The organism is Alistipes sp. UBA1686 (assembly GCF_002320215.1).
GTDB classification, from domain to species: domain Bacteria; phylum Bacteroidota; class Bacteroidia; order Bacteroidales; family Rikenellaceae; genus Alistipes; species Alistipes onderdonkii.
Genome location: NZ_DCKA01000015.1, coordinates 113,538 through 135,318 on the forward strand (window position 1 = coordinate 113,538; position 21,781 = coordinate 135,318).

Genomic DNA, 21,781 nt, shown 5'->3' on the forward strand with positions numbered 1-21,781 from the left:
TGTCTTAAGGTTCTCGTTGCAAAAGTAATAAAAAAGATATTATCCAACCTGTTTTAACTCCAAAATATTTGCTTTTTCTATCTTTTTCTTTGCATAAGGCAAAGTGACGGTAAATTTCCGAGCATCCGTCGAGGGAATGTCGAACATCGTATCCATCATGATCGCCTCGCAGATCGAGCGCAGGCCGCGGGCGCCGAGCTTGAATTCGACGGCCTTGTCGACGATGTAGTCCAGCACCGCCTCGTCGAACGAGAGCTTCACGCCGTCCAGCTCGAACAGGCGCTTGTACTGCTTGACGATGGCATTCTTCGGCTCGGTGAGGATCGAGCGCAGCGCCTCGCGCGAAAGCGGCTGCATGTAGGTCAGCACCGGGAGACGGCCCACCAGTTCGGGAATCAGCCCGAAGGACTTGAGATCCTGCGGCGTGATGTACTGCATCAGGTTGCCGCGGTCGATCCGGTCGGCATTCAGACGCCCGTATCCCATGGCGCGGGTGTTCAGGCGCTGGGCGATCTTCTTCTCCACGCCGTCGAACGCTCCGCCGCAGATGAAGAGGATATTGCGCGTGTCGACCTGGATGAACTTCTGCTCGGGGTGTTTGCGCCCGCCCTGGGGCGGCACGTTCACCACCGTGCCCTCGAGTATTTTAAGCAGCGCCTGCTGCACGCCTTCGCCCGAGACGTCGCGCGTGATGGAGGGGTTGTCGCCCTTGCGCGCGATCTTGTCGATCTCGTCGATGAAAACGATGCCCCGCTCGGCCTGTACCACGTCGTAGTCGGCAACCTGAAGCAGCCGCGAAAGGATGCTCTCGACATCCTCGCCCACATAGCCAGCCTCGGTCAGCACGGTGGCGTCGACGATCGTGAAAGGCACCTTGAGCAACCTGGCGATCGTGCGCGCCATGAGCGTCTTGCCCGTACCGGTGGGCCCCACGAGGATGATGTTCGACTTGTCGAGCTCGATGTCGTCGTCCTTGGGGGCGTAGAGCAGCCGTTTGTAGTGGTTGTAGACCGCTACCGACATATAACGCTTGGCGTCGTCCTGCCCGATGACATACTGGTCGAGGAACTCCTTGATCTGCGCCGGCTTGAGCAACTCCTCCATCTTGAAAGGTGCCGCAGCGGCACGCCGCTGCTCCGAGGCCACGTCGTTCTCAACGATGATCTTATAGCCGTTCTCGATACATTTGTTGCAGATATTGGCACCGTCCACGCCCTGGAACATGATCTCCACATCCCCGCGCTTGGCACCGCAGAACGAGCAGCTGTCGCCGCCCGTTCCGCCCCGATGGTTATTGTTGTTCTTATTCTGTGCCATCACTTCACGCGTTTTGAAAGTACCTCGTCGATCAGCCCGTACTCCTTCGCCTCGCGGGCCGAAAGCCAGTAATCGCGGTCGGCGTCCTTTTCGATCTTCCTGACCGAGACGCCCGAATGCGCCGCGAGTATCTCGTACAGCTCACGCTTGGTTTTCATGATCTCGCGCGCCGTGATCTCGATGTCCGACGCCTGTCCCTGCGCCCCGCCCAGCGGCTGGTGGATCATCACCCGCGAATGGGGCAGCGCCGAGCGCTTGCCCTTGGCGCCGGCAGTCAGGAGCACGGCTCCCATCGAGGCCGCCAGCCCGGTGCAGATGGTCGCCACGTCGGAATTGACGAGCTGCATGGTGTCGTAAATACCCAATCCGGCCGAAACCGACCCGCCGGGTGAATTAATATATATCTGTATGTCCTTTTCGGGATCGACCGATTCGAGGAAAAGCAACTGTGCCTGGATGATATTGGCCGCGTCGTCGTAGATCGGCGCGCCGAGGAAGATGATGCGATCCATCATCAGGCGCGAAAAGACATCCATCGTTGCGATGTTCAGCTGACGCTCCTCGATGATCGTCGGCGACACATACGATGCGCTGACCGACTGGAAGTCATGCAGTTTCAGCGAACTGATACCGCAATGGTTCCGTGCGTATTTTTCAAATTCTGACATATTGTGAAGAGTTTTCATCAAACAAAAGGACTTTGCAAACATCACGCCTGCAAAGTCCAAAGATAAGATTTTTTCCGCAAATACTAAAGTGCCTGGGCCAATTTAGCGAAATCCTCCGCAGATACGGCCTTTTCCGTCACCTTGATCTTCGATTTCACATCTTCCACGACCTTCGTCTCGTAGAGTTTCTCGTAGATCTTCTGGCCCTGATCCTTGTCGGCGAGGATCTTCTCGGCATAGCCGGCGAGCATGTCCTCGGGCGCCGACGGCATGCCGTACTGCGCGAACTGCGCGGCGGCCAGCGACTTGGCCTCAGCAAGCGCCTCCTCCTTGCTCACGGAGAGGTTGTCCTGCTTGATGAAATGCTTCTGGAGGTAGTTCCACGTGAACATCTTGAGGAACTGGCCGAAATCCTTGTCGATATCCTCCATCGAGAACTTGCCTTCGTTGATGGTGAAGAGCCAGCGCTTGAGGAATTTCTCGGGCATCTTCAGCGCGGCCTTCTTCACGAGGTAGTCACGCAGCTGGAGCGTGAAGAGGTAATCGCTTTCGCGGCGGAGCTCCTGCCCGATTTGTGCGTCGATGAACTTATCCAGCCCGGCCTGGTCGGCAACCTCGCCTGCGGGGAATGCCATCTTGAAGAACTCCTCGTTCAGCTCCGGTTCGGCGAACTTGCGGATCTTGGTGATCTCCAGCGAGAATTCGGGATTGATGCCCTCCAGCTCGTCCTCCTTGACCTGCAGCACGGCGGCGCGCTGCGACGGGTTCTTGTAAAGTTCGTTGACGTTGACCGTGGTCTTGAAGCCCACCTTCTTGCCGATGAACGGCTTGCGCTCTTCTTCCGACATCGAGATCAACCCGACATAAGCGTCGGCCACGTTCATCTCGCCGTTGTCGAGCGTTACGGACAGCGCCTCGTCCGAGGTCACCTCGTCGGCATCGGCCAGGCGGCCGAAACGGCGCAGGTAGTTGGCACGGTAGTCGTCGTGCATCTTCTTGTCGACCTTGATCTTGTGGTAGGTCACTTTATCCTTGTCCGAAAGATCGAGTTTGATCTCGGGAGCCTCGCCGATCTCGAACACGAAATCGAACTCCTTGCCGTTTTCGAAATCGAAATCGCCCTGCTCCTCCGAAGGGATCACGTCGCCCAGGTAGTCGATCTTCTCCTTCTGGAGATATTCGAACACGGCGTTCGACGCCGTGCGGTACGACTGTTCGGCCAGCACGCCCTTGCCGTACATCTTCTTGACAAGGCCCATGGGCACCATGCCGGGACGGAAACCGGGGATATTGGCCTTGCGCTTGTACTCGCGCAGCTCCTTCTCGACGGCCTGGCCGTAATCCTCCTCGCCCACCGTCACCCGGAGCAGCGAGTTGTTTTCTTCGCGTTGTTCTCTTACGATCTTCATAATGAATGGTTGCTATATTGTTGTTATCCTATTTTCCGTTCCGAAATCGGGTTGCAAAGATAGCGATTTTCACCGAGAAAGCAACAATTTTTTCTAAAATATATGTGTACCAGCCTATTCTGCGGCAGGCAGGTCGCGCTGCACGGTAACAGCATACCCGTCCATCTGGGCGAGGTAAGCTTCGATGCGTCCTGCGGCGAGCTCGCCCTGCGACGGTGCGACGACGGCACCGAGCCGTTGTTCAAACGGCGCCGCGAGCGACGGCAGCAACTGAGAGACGAAATAGCGGGCATCGGCGAGCGCCGCGTCGGTGTACTCGCGTTCGTAGACTGCCGTATACTTTTCGGCCAGCGCCGGAAGCCGGGGATTGAAATTCACGTTGACCAGCATCCCGCCGCCGCGCGGGGCACGCGCCAGCCCGACGATGTTGTCCGACAAAGGCTCCACGCCGCAATCGCCGCCGAGGCCGTCGACCAAAAGCGAAATATCGCGGAACCAAAAGCTTTCGTCCACGGGCATTTCGATTTCGAACGTCACCGTACGCCCCTCGGTGTCTTTGCGGATCCGGGCACCTTCGCGCATGGCGACATATTCGTAAACCTCGTCCCACGAAGCGACCCAGAGCGCGTCGCTGCCGGCTTTGCCATAAAGGCGGTAAACCTTTTCGAGCATCTCCGCATAGCTCCTGTCGCCGCGGTGGATCGTAAGTCCGACCCAATACGGGTTGCCGGAAACCGCCTGTTCGGCCAACTCGGCCAGTTTTTTATCGGGATCGGAATTGTTGCCGCCACCGTAGGTCTGCCCTTTGCGCAAATCGCCGCACGTGTGCAAATAAATGCGGGTCTGCCACGCGAGGGAGTTGCGGGTAAAATGGATCAGATCGGATTGCTGCGCCGCCTCGGCATAGGCCTCGTTACCGTCGGGAAGCCCCAGTACTTTCATCCGCAGCCCGAGTTTTTCACAGACTTTGTCGTAGTCGTCGCGGAAACCCTGCGCGATCAGCGCCGGGTCGGCCTTGCCGTAAACCCGCTCGTCGACGTTGTGGAAAAGCATCGAAACGCCGAAATCGGAGAGCAGGCGCAACTCTTCCCACGAAATATACATGCTGTTGGCACCTGTCCGGACAAGGTCTTTGACATAGGTATTGGCGGGATCATCCGCCCTGCCCCAGGTAGGCCAAACGGAACAGCTGAACCCGAAGCGGCGGTCGTTGCCGCAGCCGTCGGTCATCACAAGCGCATGGTCAGGGACATAACCCGAGGTGGGGATGCCGTCCAAATGGCGGAATTCCCGGTCGTCGATCCACCTGGCATTGATCAAGCTCCAGACGAGGGAGTAAGCCGTGACATAGGAATCGTCGCAGGTAAATGTAAACGCGAAATGTTTGTCGTATTTGAGGGGTGCGAAGCGCAGCGAAACGTCGTCCGGGGACACCCCGTCCGGAAGCGAGAACCGCAGCCGTACGATATTGCCGGCACCCCCGGCACGGCTCAGGCCGAGGGGGGGGGGGAATCGCCGCATTCGCGGAGGCACAGTCGATTCCGCCCGAAAAACCGACAGCATATACGTCCTGCCGGGGATAGTCGGCCTTTTTCCGGAACCTGACGTCGAGACGGGCACCGAAAGGGGCGGACACACCGACCTCTTTCGCCCACGGCAGCGAAGCGATCTGCTCGGTCTGTGTCCGTCCGTCGGCAGCGATATAAGATGCCTGAAGGGTGAACAGTGCGGTCAGGTCGGCACCGCCGTCGAAACGGTAAGTCAGCGGCGTGGTGTCGGGATCGGTCGTCTGCGGTTGTTTCGGGATACGGATACAAGCCACGATGAATGCAGCAGCGAGTAAAGGCAGAAAGAACCTGGGAAATATTTTACTCATAAGGGACGCAAGGTTTGTGCAAAGATAGGCAAAAAATTCGTCATATGCCGGGTTTTTCGTATCTTTGCATCCGATGTTCAAAAAGAGAAAATGAAAAAGTTCGCAAGCGTTCTGTTATTCGGCCTGCTGCTCGCGTCGTGCGGCGGAAATCAGGCCCGTGCCAAACGCCCCGAGGCTCCTGTCGCGCCGAAAGAATACACGTACAGCGTCCGCGCGGTATATCCTCACCCGACGACCAGTTATACGCAGGGGCTGCAATTCGCCGACGGCATGCTGTGGGAAGGCACCGGAGAGCACGGCGAATCGGTCGTGCAGACCCTCGACCTCGAAACCGGGCGCACGGAGGTGTTCGCACGGCTGCCGCAGGAGGATTTCGGCGAAGGGATCACGCTGCTCGACGGCAAGTTGTACCAGCTCACGTGGCAATCGAACAAAGCCTATGTCTACGACCTGAAAACAGGCAAGAAAATCAAGGAGTTCCGCTACCCCGGCGAAGGCTGGGGACTGACCACCGACGGGCAAAAGCTCTACATGTCGGACGGCACGGCCAATATCTACACGCTCGACCCTGCGACGTTCAAACGCGAGAAACGCACGACGGTGACGCTCAAAGGCATGGCGATCAATTTCCTCAACGAGCTGGAGTGGATCGACGGCAAGTTGTGGGCCAACGTCTACACGACCGACCAGATCGTCATTATTGACCCGGCGACGGGCGTGGTCGAAGGGGTCGTAGACCTCACGGGACTGTTGCCCGACGAGGAGGTTACGCCCACGACCGACGTACTGAACGGCATCGCATACGATGCCGCCGGGAAGCGCATCTTCGTGACCGGCAAGAACTGGAGCAAACTCTTCGAAATAGAAATCATCGGAAAGTAAATGGCAAACAAGTTATACGAGGCGCTCGAATCCCGCATCCTGCTGCTCGACGGCGGCTTCGGCACCATGGTGCAGCAGTACGGATTCACGGAGGAGGATTACCGCGGCGAACGGTTCCGCGACTGGAACGTACTGCTCAAAGGCTGCAACGACCTGCTGGCGGTGACACGCCCCGGGGCGGTGCGCGAAATACACGTAAAATACCTGCAGGCGGGCGCCGACATCATCGAGACCGACTCTTTCAACGCCAACGCCGTGTCGCTGGCCGACTACGGGCTGGAGGCATACGCCTATGAGATTTCGCGTGCGGCGGCCGGGGTGGCACGCAGCGCAGCCGACGAATTCACGGCCCGCAACCCGCTCAAACCCCGTTTCGTGGCGGGCTCGATGGGCCCGACCAACCGCACGGCCTCGATGTCGGCCGACGTCGGGAACCCCGCAGCCCGCGAGGTGACCTTCACACAGCTGGCCGAAGCCTACACCGACCAGGCGCGCGGCCTCGTGGACGGCGGCGCGGATATCCTGCTGGTCGAAACCGTTTTCGACACGCTCAACGCCAAGGCCGCCCTCTACGCCATCGACACGCTGGCCGCACAGCTCGGACGCGCAATCCCCGTCATGGTCTCGGGCACGCTGGCCGACGCCAGCGGCCGCACCCTCTCGGGACAGACCGTCGAGGCTCTCTACGCCTCGGTATCGCATGCGCGGCTCCTCTCCGTCGGCTTCAACTGCGCCTATGGCGCCCGACAACTGATGCCCTACCTCGAACGGCTGGCCGCGGTGGCCGAATTCCGCATCTCGGCACACCCCAACGCTGGGCTCCCCAATGTCATGGGCGGCTACGACGAAACACCCGAGATGTTCGCCCGCGACGTCGGCGAATACATGCGCCGCGGGCTGGTAAACATCGTCGGCGGATGCTGCGGCACCACGCCAGCACATATCTTCGAGCTGGCGAAGATCGCAGGGAACTACGCCCCGCGCCCCGTGCCGGCACCCAAACATGTCACGACGCTGAGCGGCCTCGAACCGCTGCGCATCGTCCCCGAAGCCAATTTCGTGAACGTCGGCGAACGCACCAACGTCGCAGGCTCGGCCAAATTCGCGCGGCTGATCCGCGAAGGCAACTACGAGGAGGCGCTCTCCGTCGCCCGCGCCCAGGTCGACGCCGGGGCACAGATCGTCGACGTCTGCATGGACGACGGGCTGATCGACGGTGCGGAGGCCATGCGCACGTTCCTCAACCTGATGGCGTCGGAACCCGAGATAGCCCGCGTGCCGGCGATGATCGACTCGTCGAAATGGGAGGTGCTCGTGGCCGGGTTGCAGGTCACACAGGGCAAGGCCGTCGTGAACTCCATATCGCTCAAGGAGGGCGAAGCCGAATTCCTGCGCCGCGCGCAGGAGATACACCGCTACGGTGCGGCCGCCGTGGTGATGCTCTTCGACGAGCGGGGACAGGCCGACACCTACGAACGTAAGACGGAGGTGGCCTCACGCGCCTACAAACTGCTCACCGATGCGGGATTCCCTGCCGAGGACATCATCTTCGACCCCAACGTGCTGGCCGTGGCGACGGGAATCCCCGAGCACGACAGCTATGCCAAAGCCTTTATCGACGCCACGCGCTGGATCAAGCACAACCTGCCCCATGCCAAGGTCTCGGGCGGCGTGTCGAACCTCTCGTTCGCCTTCCGCGGCAACAACGCCGTGCGCGAGGCGATGCACTCGGCGTTCCTCTACCACGCCATCCGTGCCGGGATGGACATGGGCATCGTCAACCCGCAGATGGTGCGGGTTTACAGCGAGATAGAGCCCGAACTGCTCGAACGGGTCGAGGACGTGATCCTCTGCCGGCGTCCGGACGCTGCCGAACGGCTCACCGAATATGCCCAGCAAGTGCGCACGGTTGCCCAGACGCAGCCCCAAGCTCCCGACGCATGGCGCGCGGGGACGCTCGGCGAGCGCATCGGCCACGCAATGCTCAAAGGCGTGGCGGATTTCATCGAGCAGGATGCGCTGGAGGGTTACGAAACCCTGGGCAGCCCGATGGCCGTGATCGACACGCTGCTGATGCCCGCCATGGAGCATGTCGGCACGCTCTTCGGCGAAGGCAAGATGTTCCTGCCGCAGGTCGTGAAAACCGCCCGCGTGATGAAGCGCGCCGTGGCGGCGCTTACGCCCTACATTGAGCAGGGGGCGGCCGGGGTGTCGAACCGCGCGGGCAAGGTGCTGATCGCCACCGTGAAAGGCGACGTGCACGACATCGGAAAGAATATCGTGGCGGTCGTGATGGCCTGCAACGGATACGAAATAAAGGATCTGGGGGTGATGGTCGAGTCGCAGCGCATCGTCGACGAGGCGGTGGCGTGGGGCGCCGACTGCATCTGCCTGAGCGGGCTGATCACCCCGTCGCTCGACGAGATGGCGCATGTCTGCGAGGAGCTGGAACGCCGCGCCCTGCGCATCCCGGTCATCATCGGCGGGGCGACGACCTCCGACCTGCACACGGCGGTGAAGATCGCCCCGGTCTACGCGGGCGTGGTTGTCCATTCGCCCAACGCCAGCCGCAACAGCCAGATACTGGCACAACTGCTGGGCTCCGACGGGGCGCTTTACGCCGACAAAGTCCTCACCGGACAGCAGGCCATGCGGAGCGAATACGAGCACGCCGAGCGCACGCGCAACCTGATCCCGATCGTCGAGGCGCGCAAAGCCCGCAAGGGTGCCACACTGCACCGTCCCGTCATACCGGCGCACCCCGGACGGATGGTCTTCCCCGATTTCGACGTGGCCGATGCCGAGCCCTACATCGACTGGAACTTCTTTTTCCCGGCATGGGGGCTGAAAGGGCGTTACCCCGAGATCCTCGACCACCCCGAAAAGGGGGAGGAGGCCCGCAAGGTATTCGCCGACGCGCAGGCGCTGCTGGCACGTATCCGCGACGAGCGACTGCTCACGCTGCAGGCCGCCGTAGGCATCTTCCCGGCGCGTTCCGAGGGCGACGACATCTGGATCACAGACCCCAAGGGCCGCGAACACCGCCTGGCGATGCTCCGCAACCAGACCCGCGGGCAGGACAACCTCTCGCTGGCGGATTTCATCGCCCCCAAAGGCGATTGGATCGGCTGCTTCGCCGTGACGGCGGGCATCGGGCTGAAGGAGCTGTGCGAAAAATTCCGCGCTGCGGGCGACGACTACAACGCCATCATGGCCAAGCTGCTGGCTGACCGCCTGACCGAGGCGTTCGCCGAAGCCGTGCACTCGTTCGTGCGGCGGCAGATGTGGGGCTACGAAACCGGCGAAGCGCCCACTCCCCGGCAGGTCATCCGCGGCGAATACCGCGGCCGCAGGATGGCGTTCGGCTACCCGGCGTCACCCGACCATTCGCTCAAGCGCGAGGTCTTCGACCTGCTGGCGGCTGAGCTGACCACGGGCATGAAACTCACGGAAAATTACATGGTCGATCCCGGGGAGGCACTCTGCGGACTGCTGCTGGCCGACGCGGACTACTTCTCGGTCGGCACGGTCGACACCGAACAACTGCTCGACTATGCCCGGCGCCGCGGGCTTGATGTCGAACTGGTCAAAAAACTCATACCGCATAATATCTAAACCCCATGAATGTCGTAGACATCATCAATAAAGCCATTTCGGAACGCCGTACGCGCTTTGCCTTCGAACTGCTGCCGCCGCTCAAGGGAGACGGCTGCTGCGGCGTCTTCGGAAGCATCGACCGGCTGATCGGCTTCGACCCGGCTTACATCAACGTGACGTTCCACCGCGAAGGCATCAAGCAGGCGGTGCGCCCCGACGGCAGCGTCGAATGGCACGTCGTGCGCCGCCGCCCCGGCACGGTAGGCATCTCGGCCGCCATCCAGAAGAAATACGGCGTGGAAGTCGTGCCGCACCTGATCTGCGGCGGGCAGTCGAAATACGACATCGAGGATGCGCTGATCGACCTCGATTTCCTCGGCCTGCACAACGTACTGGCGCTGCGCGGCGACAAGTCGCAGAACGAAAAGTTCTTCATGCCCCACCCGCAGGGACATACGCATGCCGTTGACCTCGTGCGGCAGATCGCGGCCATGAACCGCGGCCAGTTCGTCGACGGCGAGGTCGAGGAGTGCCACCACTCGAAATTCTCGATCGGCGTGGCGGGTTACCCGGAGATGCACGAGGAGGCCGCCTCGCCCGAGGCCGACATCGCCTGCCTCAAGGCGAAGGTCGACGCCGGGGCAGAATACGTCGTCACGCAGCTTTTCTACGACAACGCGCGGTTCTTCGACTACGTGCGCCGGTGCCGTGAGGCCGGCATCACCGTCCCGATCATCCCGGGCATCAAGCCGTTATCGACGGTGCGCCACCTGACACTACTGCCCCAGACCTTCGGCTGCCATATTCCCGAGGAACTCGGGCGCGAGGTGCTGCGCCACGCAGACGACCCGAAGGCCGTCCGCGAAATCGGAACCGAGTGGGCCGTCGCCCAGAGCCGGGAGCTGGTCGAAGCGGGCGTCCCCGTCCTGCACTACTACCCGATGGGCAAGGCCGACAACATCATAAAGATTGCAAAAGCGATATTTTAAACGACACGAATGAATCCCACAGAATTCCGCCGCCACCTGCATGCACACCCCGAACTGTCGTTCAAAGAACACGACACGGCAGCCTTCATCGCCGACCGGCTCACGGAGCTGGGCATCGAGCACCGTCCCATCGCCCGAACGGGCGTGCTGGCCTGGATCGAAGGACGCGGGAAAGCCGATCCCAAACGCCGCGCCGTAGTACTGCGCGCCGACATCGACGCCCTGCCGATCACCGAACAGAACGACATCGGCTGGCGGTCGTGCACCCCCGGCGTCATGCACGCCTGCGGCCACGACATGCACGCGGCGGTACTTTTCGGGGTATTGCAGCAGCTCGCCGCCGAACCCGACTTCCGCGGCACGCTCTTCGGGCTGTTCCAGCCGGGCGAGGAGTGCAACCCGGGCGGTGCGTCGCTGGTGCTGGCCGAAAACCCGTTCGACGGGTACGAGGTGCGTGCCGTGGTGGGCGAGCACGTCGAGCCGCAACTGGAGGTCGGGACGCTGGGATTCCGCGCCGGGAAATACATGGCCTCCAGCGACGAACTGCGCTTCTCGGTACACGGCACGGGCGGGCACGGCGCCATGCGCCCGCAGCTTAAAGACCCCGTGGCGGCCGCCGCGGAGTTCGTGACGCGGCTCATCGCGCTCAACCACGAGGAGTGCGTGCTCTCGATCGGACGCATAGAGGCCGGAGGTGCCACGAACATCGTCCCCGACGAGGTCTACCTGGAGGGGACGCTGCGCACGTTCGACGAGCGTGAACGCGAAATCATCCACCAGCGCATTCGCAACATCGCCGCCGAGATAGACAAGCGCCTGGGGGTGCGGATCGCCGTCGACATCAGCCACGGTTACCCCTGCGTGGTCAACGACGAACACCTCGTGAAACAGGCCGCGGCACTGGCCCGCGAGGAGAAACTGCAGGTCGAGATGCTCCCGCTGCGCACCACGGCCGAAGATTTCGGCTTTTACTGTACCAAATACCCGTCGCTGTTCTACCGGCTGGGCGTAGGCGCCGCGGCAGGACGCCCCCACACGGCGACATTCAACCCCGACGAAGGGGCTATCAACGTGGGCATCGGCTTCATGAAGCGCCTTGCCCTGCAAATTCTGAAGAAATGAAAAAGCAAACACAAAAAAAGCGCCCGGCAAAGGGTGCGAAGAACACCGACAGGGCGGCAGTCATCCTGAGCCTTTTCCGGGAGTTCCCCAACAATAAATTCTCGCTCAAGCACCTGGCTTCGGCCTCGGGAGGCGCCACGAAAGAGGGGCGCCGCGAAACATTCGAGATCCTGGGACGGCTGCACGACGAAGGCATCGTCGAGGAGTGCGCACGCGAGAAATACCGCCTCACGCACAAGCACCTGCCCCACTTCGAAGGCGTGGCGGACATGACGGCCACGGGGTCGATCTACGTGCGCGTCGAAGGTGAGGAGAAAGATATCTTCGTCAACCAGCGCAACACGGCCAACGCCCTGAACGGCGACCGCGTGGAGGTGGTCGTCATGCACCGCGGCCGCGACGGGAAGATGGAGGGCGAAATCACGCGCATCGTCGAACGCAGCCGCAAACCCTATGTCGGCATCGCCGAAGTAGGGGCACACCAGATATTCGTACGGGCGGATTCGCGCCGTATGCCGATGGACATCTACCTCTCCAAACGGCTGTACCCCGACGTGAAGGACGGCGAAAAGGTCGTCGTGCGCATCGCCGACTGGGCCGAAGGGAGCAAGAGCCCCGTGGGCGAACTGATCGAGCGGCTGGGCATGGCGGGCAACAACGACACCGAGATGCACGCCATCCTGGCCGAATACGAACTGCCCTACCGCTTCGAGCCCGAGATCGAACAGGCGGCGGAGGGTATCGACGGCCGGATTACGGCCAAGGAGATCGCCCGGCGCCGCGATTTCCGCAATGTGACGACCTTCACGGTCGACCCGGCCGACGCCAAGGACTTCGACGACGCGCTTTCGGTACGCAAGGTCGGGGAGGGCGTATGGGAAATCGGCGTGCATATCGCCGACGTGACGCACTACGTGCGCCCGCATTCGGTGATCGACGACGAGGCCGTAGAACGCGGCACGTCGGTCTACCTGGTAGACCGCACCGTCCCGATGCTGCCCGAGCGGTTGTCGAACGAGCTCTGCTCGCTACGCCCGCACGAGGCGAGCCTCTGTTTCTCGGCGGTATTCACGATCAACGAAGGGTTGGAGATACTCGACGAATGGTTCGGACGGACGGTGATCTACTCCGACCGCCGGTTCACCTATGCCGAGGCGCAGGAGATCATCGAGACGGGCCGGGGCGATTTCGCCGAAGAGGTGCTGACCCTCAACCGGCTGGCCCAGGCGCTGCGCAAGGAACGTTTTAAAAACGGGGCCATCAGCTTCGACCGCGAGGAGGTGAAATTCCAGCTCGACGAGGCTGGGAAGCCCATCGGCGTCTATTTCAAGGAACAGAAGGAGTCAAACCAGATGATCGAGGAGTTCATGCTGCTGGCAAACCGCCGCGTCGCCGAGTTCTGCGGCAAGCGCAAGACCGACAAGGGGCGCACCGTGGAACGCACGATGGTCTACCGCGTGCACGACAAGCCGAGCGAAGAGAAGCTCGACCGTTTCCGGCAGTTCATCCTGCGCTTCGGGCACATCTTCAAGGCCACGGGCGGGCGGGCCGTGGCCAAGGAGCTGAACAAGCTCTTCGCCCAGATCAAAGGTTCGACCGAGGAGAACGCCGTGTCGACGATGGCCGTGCGTTCGATGGCAAAAGCCTTTTACACGACCGACAACATCGGCCACTACGGCCTTGCATTCCCCTACTATACGCATTTCACGTCGCCCATCCGCCGCTATCCCGACATGATGGTGCACCGCCTGCTGGCGCGTTACCTCGCAGGCGAGAAGGCGGCAGACAAGACGACGCTCGAAGATCTGTGCGCCCGCGCTTCGGAACGCGAGGTGATCGCCTCCGAGGCCGAACGCGCCTCGATCAAGTACAAGATGGTCGAATTCATGAAGGAGCGTATCGGCGAGGAGTTCGACGGCCACATTTCGGGGCTCACCGAATGGGGCATCTATGTCGAGCTGGACGAAACCCACATCGAGGGCATGTCGTTCCTGCGCGACATCGAAGGGGATTTCTTCCAGTTCGACGAAGCCAACTACGAGATCGTCGGCCGCTCGACGGGTCGCCGCATGACGCTGGGCGACGCCGTACGCATCCGCGTGAAACGTGCCGACCTGCAGAAGCGCCAGCTCGATTTCGAGCTGCTGATAGACAACGGCCGCCCCGTGGCCCCCGCACCCCGCGAGGACGGCCCGAAGGTACGCCGCAGCACCCGCCGCAAAAACCGATAGCCGTGCAACGCATCTACGACAAATGCCGGCGAAGGGAGCCGCTCTCACGCGAGGAGGCCTACCGGCTCTACGACCAGGCTCCGTTGCAGGAGCTGGCGCTCGTGGCCGACGAGGTGCGCCGCGCCGTGGTTCCCGACCCTGAGGTGGTGACCTGGCAGATCGACCGCAATGTCAACATCACCAACGTCTGCATTTCGGGTTGCCGGTTCTGCAATTTCCACTGCAAGCCCCACCAGACAGACCGGGCATTCGTCACCACGCTGGCCGAATACCGCGAGAAGATCGACCGGACGCTGGAGCTGGGCGGCGACCAGCTGCTGTTGCAGGGCGGCCTGCATCCCGAATTGGGAATCGACTTCTACGAGCGGCTGTTCTCCGACCTGAAAGCGCTCTACCCCACGCTGCGACTGCATGCGCTGGGTGCGCCCGAGGTGGCGCACATCGCCCGCATCAGCGGCCTGACCACGCTGGAGACCCTGCGGCGCCTGATGGCAGCCGGGCTCGACTCGCTGCCGGGCGCCGGCGCCGAAATCCTCGACCCCGTCGTGCGCAGGGCCATATCACCCGCCAAACCGTCGGTCGAAAAGTGGCTCGACGTGATGCACGAGGCCCACTGCCTCGGCCTGCCGACCTCGGCAACGATGATGTACGGCCATGTCGAAACCCCGCACCAGCGTGTAGACCACCTGCTGCGTATCCGCGACCTGCAGGCCCGCTGCCCCGAAGGAAAGTACGGGTTCATCGCATTCATCCCGTGGATCTTCCGGTCGACGGGCACCGAATTGGAACGCCAGGGGGTAACGACGCACTTCTCGCCGCTGGAATACCTGCGTATCATCGCCGTGAGCCGCCTCGTATTGTGCAACATCCGCAACATCCAGGCCTCGTGGCTCACCGTGGGCAAGGCCACGGCACAAGCCGCCCTGCACAGCGGCGCCAACGACATGGGGTCGATCATGATCGAGGAAAACGTCGTCTCCTCGGCCGGAGCGCACAACCGTTTCGACGCCGAGGGCATCCGCGAAGCCATCCGCGAGGCGGGTTTCACCCCTCGCCTGCGCGACCAGCTGTACCGGATGCGGGAATATGCCCCGCAGGCCTGAAACCCTCCCGGGCTCACCAGGAAAAACACAGGAACGAAAAAACGAAAGGAAGTGCGAATAACGCATTTCCTTTCGTTTTTTACGGCAAATCCGGGCACTGTCCGCCTACCGATCGCGGATGGACTCCGGCCCGGGCACGCCTATTCGATTACGGCCGCCCAGCCGCCATTGCGAACCATGTCGATCTTCACGACGGTCGAAGCATCGACTTTCCGCTCACGTTTCTTGTAGTCCATGGCCTGCAGGTCGGCATTCACACCGTCCTCGAACGAGGTCATCGTATAACTGCGCCCGGCAGGCAGGAAATCGAGCGCGACCTCGGTGGAATAGGGCTGGTTGTTGGTAATGCCCCCGATGAACCACCGGTCGCCCTTGCGGCGCGCCATGACGACCTGTTCGCCGCACCGGGCACGCAGCACGCGCAGCTCGTCCCAGGTCGTAGGCACCGAGGCGATGAACTCCGTGCAGGGATGTTCGCGGTAATAATAGACCGGGTTGTCGGCCATCATCTGCAACGGGCTCTCGAAGACGACATAAAGCGCCAGTTGGTAGGCGCGCGTCCCCGAGGCCATCGGGTTCGAACCCGTCGAACGGTTATCCTCGGGCTGAGAGCAGAACATCCCGCCCGGCGTGAAGTCCATGGGGCCGACGGCATTGCGGATGAAAGGCAGGTAATTGCTGTTGTCGGGTTTGCAGCGGCCGCCCTGCTCCATGCCGAGCACCGCCTCGTAGGTCAGCAGGTTCGGGTAGGTGCGGAAAAGACCCTTGGGAGTATAGGAGCCGTGCCAGTCGACGAAGATATGATGATCGGCCGCACACTTGGTCACGCGCTCGTAATAGTTGACCATCCACTGGTCGCTGCGATCCATGAAGTCGATCTTCACGCCCGGGATGCCCCACTCTTCGAGCGTCATGAAAAGGCGTTCCATGTCCTTCTCGACGGCGAGCCATGTCAGCCACAGCACGATCTGCACGTTGCGCTCCTTGCCGTAGGCGATCAGGCCGGGCAGGTCGAGGTCGGGATTGGGACGGAATACGTCGGTCGTCGATGCCGACCAGCCTTCGTCCATGATAATATAAGGGACGCCGTATTTGGCTGCGAAGTCAATGTAGTAACGGTAGGACTCCGTATTGCGCCCAGCACGGAAATCGACCCCCGACAGGCGCATGCCGTTCCACCAGTCCCAGCTCACCAGCCCGGGCTTCACCCACTCCCAGTCGGTATCGGCAGCGGGGGCGGCCAGCAGCCACACCAGCTCGTTTTCGATCAGGTCGGCATCCTCCCCGGCCACGACGGCAAGGCGCCACGGGAAAGTGCGCGTCCCCTGCGTCCTGGCAATAAAGGGCTCTTCGGAGAGCACCTTCAGGCTGCGGTCGCCATCGGGGCCGTACTCCTTCGGCACGCGCGGGAAAAGCGATTCGAAACCGCCCCGTCCGTCGCTCCTGACGAACATGCAGGGGTAGTCCCGTACATCGGACTCAGCCAGCAGGAGCTTCTTGCCCCCCGGCATCCCGACCAGCACGGGCAGGTAGCTCATCTTGTCCGAAGGGGCATACCCGGACATCGCCACACGAGTGTAAGGCTCCTCGTACATCGAACGGAAACCGTTCACCTCGGAGAGCCACGCCTCGCTTCCGGCGGGCAGTCCCAGCCGGCACTCTTCGCCGAGCACCTCGACCTCGCCGGGCAGCGAGGTGACGAAGCGGTAGGCCACACCGTCGTCGAAAAGGCGGAACTCCACTGCGTAGTCGCCGGCGAACCTGAGTTGCACGGCATTATAGCAGTTCCGGACGACGGCATCCTTGGTCGGGTTGCGGCGTTCGAGCATCTCGTCGGCCGAGGAGCGTTTCACGCTGCGCAGACGGGGAGCCTCGCCCAGCGTGCGGTCGTCCAGGATCAGCGACAACGTACAGGCATCGAGGACTTTGTCCGCGCCGCTCCAGACGGTATAACTGATCTTGTCAGCCACCTCGATTTCCAGGCGGAGGTTTCCGCCGGGCGACGTCGCACCGACGATCTTGGCCGTAGCGGCACCGGCCACAGCCAATGCGCAGCACAATGCCAGAAGTCGTTTCTTCATAATGATAATAATTTGAGTCGGATACAAAGATAGCAAAAAAACGACAGGAGAGCCGCGATATTCCCGCGGCCCTCCTGAAAAAAAACCGAACCTGTTATTTTACCGTAATCGAGTTCAGCAGGTCGACCTTACCCTCGTTCACCAGCTTGAGGATCAGCTCGCCGAACAGCGTGTTCTGCCAAGCGAACCACGAGCGGGTGAAATCCGTCGGGTCGTTCACATTGAACGACTCGTGCATGAAGCCCGTCCCGGCATCGGTAGTCATCAGCATCTCTACGCAGCGCTTGATCTCGGCATCGTCCTGCGAGGTAAAGGCCTTCATCATAATGCTCATCGGCCAGGCCATGTCGTAACCGATATGCGGGCCGCCGATGCCTTCGCCCTCCGAACCGCGGAAGAAGTAGGGGTTCGCCTCGCTCCACACGAAGCGGCGGGTATTCTGGTAGATCGGATCGTTCACGTCCATGTCGCCCAGGTAGGGCATCGCCAGCAGGCTCGGCACGTTGGCGTCGTCCATCAGGAAGCGGTTGCCGTAACCGTCGACCTCGAAGGCGTAGATCGTTCCGTATTCGGGATGGTTGTAGGTAGCGTATTTCTTGAGTGCCGTCTCCACCTCGGCAGCCAGCTCGGTGCACTCGGCAGCCAGCGCGGCCTGTCCGTTGACTTCGGTCAGGATTTCGGCAGCCTTGCGCAGCGAAGTCACGGCAAAGAAATTCGAAGGCACGAGAAAGAGGAACGTCGTCGCATCGTCCGAGGGACGGAATACCGAAGCGATCAGCCCGACGGGATTCACCGGATTGCCCTTGCCCATGTTGCAGACCGTATCGAGCTGGCGGTCGGTCACACGCATGAACGTATAGGGGCCGACACCCTCCTTGCGCTGCTGCTCGCGGAAGGTCTTGAGTATGTTCCTGATGGCCGCCATCCAATGTTCGTCGAACACCGAATCGTCACCCGTCACCAGCCAGTATTCATAGGCCAGACGCAACGGATAGCACAACGAGTCGATCTCCCACTTGCGTTCGTGCAGTTCGGGGCGCATCTGGGTCTGGTCGCTCATCCACTGATGGTCGGGGTTCGGGTCGTAGGGGTCGAGGAACGCATTGGCATAGGGATCGAGCTCGATGCACTTGAACTGGCGGCGGATCACGCCGGCCAGCATACTGCGCAGGTGCTCGTCCTTGTTGGCCAGCTGGAGGTAGGGCCACACCTGCGCACCCGAGTCACGGAGCCACATGGCATGGATGTCGCCGGTATAAACCACCGTGTCGTCCTTGCCGTTGTCGTCCTTGCGGTAGCGCACCGTCGTGTCGAGCGTGTTGGGGAAACAGTTCTCGAACATCCAGGCCAGCTTGGCATTGGAGAGCACGCCCTTGATGCGCGCGATCTCGGCCTCGACGGCCTCGGAGCGGAACAGACGCTCGGCCTCGGCCGGACGGTTGGTCGGGGCATATTCTTTTACGATCTTCGCTTTGGGCCTGGCCATCCGCGTATTGTCCATAATCATAACCGCGGCTTCGGTTTCCGGAGCACTGCTGCGGAGCGCCGAGGCGTGTGCCGAAACCGTACCGGCCATGACAAGGGCCGCAGCAAGGCAAGCCCGGGAGATGTTTTTGTTTTTCATAGTCGTTTACAGAATTACTTTATTAAGGTTTTAAGTTATCAGTACAGGATTACGGGGCCACGCAGGCCGAGCTCCTTGTTGAGCCGCTGCGCCCATTCCCAGCGGGCGGCCGTCGGAGTGTCGGCGGCACGGGCCTTGGCATAGTTGGTCAGCACCGTGGTGACACGGATCGTCAGGACGTTCGCGCCCTTACGGAGTTTGCCCGCTACGTCGAACGTACGTGCACCGTACCAGCGTATGCCCGCGGGCTCGCCGTTGACGAAAAGTTCGGTGATGCCGTTATGCGTAAGGCCGGCATCGAGCGTATGGTAGGCCGCCGGATCTTCGACATCGACCGTGCGGGTGTATTCGATGGTGCCGGCGAAGCTCTGCAACCAGGGGAACGGCAGGCTGTGCAGATCCACGAGGTCGGTCAGGGAGAATTCCCGGGTACTCTTATCCACATGGTGCGTGGCCCTGACATCCCAGATGCCGTTGAGGGCAATGGGGTTCGCGCTGCGGGGTGCAGGTGCGGGCAGCATTTGGCCGCCGCGGTCTTTCTCGAAGACGATGAATTTCGCCTCGGCAGGCGTCAGGCACAACTCCAGCGTACCGTTCCGCATGTCGAGCATATGCCGCACGCCCGTCTCGGCATCCCAGACCCAGGCCTGCTTGGCAGCTACCTCGGCGGGAAATTCGAGCCGGGTCTGCATGGAACGTTCGATCGAAGAGTTGACGACGAAATAGATATCCCTGTCGCCCGACTTGTAATAGTTCATCATCATAAAACGGTCGAGGTCGGAGATTTTCGCATAAGGGGTCAGGCCGTATTCCGCCTGCAAGGTGCGGTACCAGCCGAGCATATCCCCCTGCGGGGCATCGACACGGACAAAACGGTCGGGCCAGGTCGTCACGACACGGTCGATGATCGCCTTCACACGGGCATCCTTCGCCGCGGCATCGCGGAAGCCGAGCCCCTTGTGGGGCACCTTCCCGATGGCGATCACACGTCCGCCCGCTGCCACGAAGTCGGCGATGCGCGCAGCGGTCCGGGGTTCGAGGCTCTCGACCTCCATCAGCAACAGGGTCTTGTAGCTGCGCGAACCGAAGCGGAGCCGGCCGCCCGCGACGGACGACTGGCAGATGACCTTCTCGCTGACATAGTCGCAGCCGTTGCCGCTCTGCTGGACGGCCTCCCAGAGGTCGTTGGCATAGGCGGGATAGGTGACGCCAGGATAGGGGTCACGCTGCATGCCGTGGATCGACCAGAGGTCTTCGAGCGGCGGCAGGATGGCGATGTCGGCCTGATAGACGCTGTTCTGCAAAAGGGCGGAGACACGCGCCTTGTAATCCATCCACGGACGCACATAAGGCCACCACGTATTGTTCTCGTTGAAATAAGTACCGAACTGTATCCAGCCGAAGAAATCCTTCTGGCGGGGGCTGTAATTGAAGCCGTGGAGCACCGAGTGGTTCACGCCCGAAAGGTTGCTGCGGTCGCCCGTCACCTTGACCTCCTCGAGCGTGGTCTGGAAGATATTGCCCACGTTGGTCTGTTCTTCGCAGCTCACGATGTTGCGGTTGGCCAGAAACGCCCCCGAAGCGACGAACTTGTTGACCATGCTGTAACCGCGTCCCGAAAGGTACTGGTTGGGCTCCATCACCCGGCCGATACCGTCGTGTATCCACGATTCGCATTCGGGGATGTCGAGATACATCGACGTTTCGATGGGATGGAGCTGGTGGCCGTAGGCCTGGATGCGCGACTTGAGCCCGTTGCGATGGCACCACGCATTGTATACGTCGATGAAGTTCTCCTTGAAGAGCTGCATCTGCACGTGCCAGAAATCGTGGCGGACACGCTCGATCACGTCGCGCGTCACTTCGGGCGAGAAACTGCAGCCGTAAGCCTCACGGACGGGTTCGCCCATGGCTCCGGTACGCTGGAACACATAGGGCAGGAACGGATAGAGCGAGTAACCCATACGCTTCTCGAACTCGGCGAACATGCCGGGCGTCCAGTTGTTGCCTTCCAGCTCGAAACTGTCGCAGAACGCCGCGCGGATTTCCCCCTTGAGTTTGCCGCGGGTGAAATGCATCGCATCGGAAAATTTATCGAGGTAACGCTCCACGGCCTTACCGTCGAGGTGGTTCACCACGGGCCCGCTGGCGCCCGGAGCCCCCAAGATAACACGCGAATAGCCGTTCAGCTTCACGAAAAAGTAGAGGACATGTTCGCCCTCGGGGACATCGACCGTGATGGTATCATTGCCGGCCTGTTCGTCGTACGAAACGCCCTCGGTGAAATGGGCGACATGCTTGGGCATCAGGCGGATGAACAGAAGCTCCTTGGTCGGGTTGCTGCGGGGATTGGCCACTTGGGCGTTGGCCATGCCCAGCACCTCGTCGCGGCCGATGGTAAACCGGCCGCCCTTGACATCGACCGTAACGGGATAGAGCATCTGCACCTGCTCCTCGGGCGCAAGGTATTCGGCGCCGAAGGGCCAGCCCGAGCCGACGATGATGTCGCAGACCATGCCGCGCTCACGGCAGCCGTCGGCAGCCACGTTGACCATGCGGATCCACTCGTCGCTCAGCCATGTCAGCGCGGCACAGCCTACCGTATCGGCGGTCTGGTCGGGGAACTGGATGGTGTTGATCTCCACGCCGCCGATCCCGGCCTTGTGCATCACGTCCAGCTCGCGCAGGATCTCCTGCTCGTTCACACGGGCGCCGTTCCACCACCAGCGCACATAGGGACGATGGCGCGCGTCGGGATTAGCGAATGTTTTATACAACTCTTTTTCGGGGCGGAAAGCCTTTGCCACGGGCAACTTTTCCGCAAAGGCGATCCCCGCGGCGAATACCGCGGCCAATAGTATGAAGAAGATTTTTCGTTTCAT

At 61.4% G+C, this 21,781-nt stretch carries 13 protein-coding genes; 6 read left to right on the plus strand and 7 right to left on the minus strand.

Features of this window, described 5'->3' with window-relative positions:
- Positions 1 to 39: 39 nt before the first annotated feature.
- The 4 genes from clpX to B3C38_RS06420 form a co-directional block, all read right to left on the minus strand.
- A complete protein-coding gene (gene clpX, locus B3C38_RS06405; protein WP_286726296.1) occupies positions 40 to 1,317 on the minus strand; it encodes an ATP-dependent Clp protease ATP-binding subunit ClpX in 1,278 nt (425 codons plus the stop codon).
- Complete coding sequence (gene clpP / locus B3C38_RS06410; protein ID WP_117507043.1) at positions 1,317 to 1,985, minus strand: ATP-dependent Clp endopeptidase proteolytic subunit ClpP; 669 nt, start codon at positions 1,983 to 1,985, stop codon at positions 1,317 to 1,319. Before clpP ends, clpX begins: the two co-directional genes overlap by 1 nt.
- 83 nt (positions 1,986 to 2,068) lie before the next feature.
- A complete protein-coding gene (locus tag B3C38_RS06415; protein WP_256166030.1) occupies positions 2,069 to 3,394 on the minus strand; it encodes a trigger factor in 1,326 nt (441 codons plus the stop codon).
- A gap of 114 nt (positions 3,395 to 3,508) precedes the next feature.
- Positions 3,509 to 4,915, minus strand: a complete 1,407-nt coding sequence (locus B3C38_RS06420) for a hypothetical protein (protein WP_286726299.1) — start codon at positions 4,913 to 4,915, stop codon at positions 3,509 to 3,511.
- Between the two features lie 445 nt (positions 4,916 to 5,360).
- On the opposite strand from B3C38_RS06420, the gene B3C38_RS06425 reads away from it, so the two are divergent.
- From B3C38_RS06425 to B3C38_RS06450, 6 genes are read left to right on the plus strand one after another with little or no spacing between them, the layout of a single operon-like run.
- Positions 5,361 to 6,152 carry a glutaminyl-peptide cyclotransferase gene (locus B3C38_RS06425; RefSeq protein ID WP_276791914.1) on the plus strand — a complete coding sequence of 264 codons (792 nt, stop codon included), beginning with the start codon at positions 5,361 to 5,363 and terminating at the stop codon, positions 6,150 to 6,152.
- Positions 6,153 to 9,767 (plus strand): methionine synthase, encoded by a 3,615-nt coding sequence (gene metH / locus B3C38_RS06430; RefSeq protein WP_286726301.1) that lies wholly within the window; start codon positions 6,153 to 6,155, stop codon positions 9,765 to 9,767. It abuts the gene before it with no gap.
- Between the two features lie 5 nt (positions 9,768 to 9,772).
- Positions 9,773 to 10,738, plus strand: coding sequence for a methylenetetrahydrofolate reductase (locus tag B3C38_RS06435; RefSeq protein WP_286726303.1), 966 nt, complete (start codon positions 9,773 to 9,775; stop codon positions 10,736 to 10,738).
- A 9-nt stretch (positions 10,739 to 10,747) separates the two neighbouring features.
- Positions 10,748 to 11,860, plus strand: a complete 1,113-nt coding sequence (locus tag B3C38_RS06440; RefSeq protein ID WP_055203502.1) for a M20 family metallopeptidase — start codon at positions 10,748 to 10,750, stop codon at positions 11,858 to 11,860.
- Positions 11,857 to 14,091 carry a ribonuclease R gene (rnr, locus tag B3C38_RS06445; RefSeq protein WP_286726306.1) on the plus strand — a complete coding sequence of 745 codons (2,235 nt, stop codon included), beginning with the start codon at positions 11,857 to 11,859 and terminating at the stop codon, positions 14,089 to 14,091. The genes B3C38_RS06440 and rnr overlap by 4 nt, the downstream gene beginning before the upstream one ends.
- A 2-nt stretch (positions 14,092 to 14,093) precedes the next feature.
- Positions 14,094 to 15,194: a CofH family radical SAM protein gene (locus B3C38_RS06450; protein ID WP_286726307.1), complete on the plus strand. Its 1,101-nt coding sequence runs from the start codon at positions 14,094 to 14,096 to the stop codon at positions 15,192 to 15,194.
- 140 nt (positions 15,195 to 15,334) lie between these two features.
- On the opposite strand, the gene B3C38_RS06455 is transcribed toward B3C38_RS06450, so the two are convergent.
- From B3C38_RS06455 to B3C38_RS06465, 3 genes are all read right to left on the minus strand, one after another.
- The gene (locus B3C38_RS06455; RefSeq protein ID WP_286726309.1) at positions 15,335 to 17,275 is read right to left on the minus strand and encodes a glycoside hydrolase family 97 protein; all 1,941 of its coding nucleotides are present in this window, start codon (positions 17,273 to 17,275) and stop codon (positions 15,335 to 15,337) included.
- 94 nt (positions 17,276 to 17,369) lie between these two features.
- Positions 17,370 to 18,899 carry a glycoside hydrolase family 125 protein gene (locus B3C38_RS06460; protein WP_286726310.1) on the minus strand — a complete coding sequence of 510 codons (1,530 nt, stop codon included), beginning with the start codon at positions 18,897 to 18,899 and terminating at the stop codon, positions 17,370 to 17,372.
- A 38-nt stretch (positions 18,900 to 18,937) separates the two neighbouring features.
- Complete coding sequence (locus tag B3C38_RS06465) at positions 18,938 to 21,781, minus strand: glycosyl hydrolase (protein WP_286726311.1); 2,844 nt, start codon at positions 21,779 to 21,781, stop codon at positions 18,938 to 18,940.

What these genes read in the sequence shown, in the direction of transcription:
- clpX (WP_286726296.1), bottom strand. Translation starts at nt 1,317, where the DNA reads ATGGCACAGAATAAGAACAACAATAACCATCGGGGCGGAACGGGCGGC.
- clpP (WP_117507043.1), bottom strand. Translation starts at nt 1,985, where the DNA reads ATGTCAGAATTTGAAAAATACGCACGGAACCATTGCGGTATCAGTTCG.
- B3C38_RS06415 (WP_256166030.1), bottom strand. Translation starts at nt 3,394, where the DNA reads ATGAAGATCGTAAGAGAACAACGCGAAGAAAACAACTCGCTGCTCCGG.
- B3C38_RS06420 (WP_286726299.1), bottom strand. Translation starts at nt 4,915, where the DNA reads ATGCGGCGATTCCCCCCCCCCCTCGGCCTGAGCCGTGCCGGGGGTGCC.
- B3C38_RS06425 (WP_276791914.1), top strand. Translation starts at nt 5,361, where the DNA reads ATGAAAAAGTTCGCAAGCGTTCTGTTATTCGGCCTGCTGCTCGCGTCG.
- metH (WP_286726301.1), top strand. Translation starts at nt 6,153, where the DNA reads ATGGCAAACAAGTTATACGAGGCGCTCGAATCCCGCATCCTGCTGCTC.
- B3C38_RS06435 (WP_286726303.1), top strand. Translation starts at nt 9,773, where the DNA reads ATGAATGTCGTAGACATCATCAATAAAGCCATTTCGGAACGCCGTACG.
- B3C38_RS06440 (WP_055203502.1), top strand. Translation starts at nt 10,748, where the DNA reads ATGAATCCCACAGAATTCCGCCGCCACCTGCATGCACACCCCGAACTG.
- rnr (WP_286726306.1), top strand. Translation starts at nt 11,857, where the DNA reads ATGAAAAAGCAAACACAAAAAAAGCGCCCGGCAAAGGGTGCGAAGAAC.
- B3C38_RS06455 (WP_286726309.1), bottom strand. Translation starts at nt 17,275, where the DNA reads ATGAAGAAACGACTTCTGGCATTGTGCTGCGCATTGGCTGTGGCCGGT.
- B3C38_RS06460 (WP_286726310.1), bottom strand. Translation starts at nt 18,899, where the DNA reads ATGAAAAACAAAAACATCTCCCGGGCTTGCCTTGCTGCGGCCCTTGTC.
- B3C38_RS06465 (WP_286726311.1), bottom strand. Translation starts at nt 21,781, where the DNA reads ATGAAACGAAAAATCTTCTTCATACTATTGGCCGCGGTATTCGCCGCG.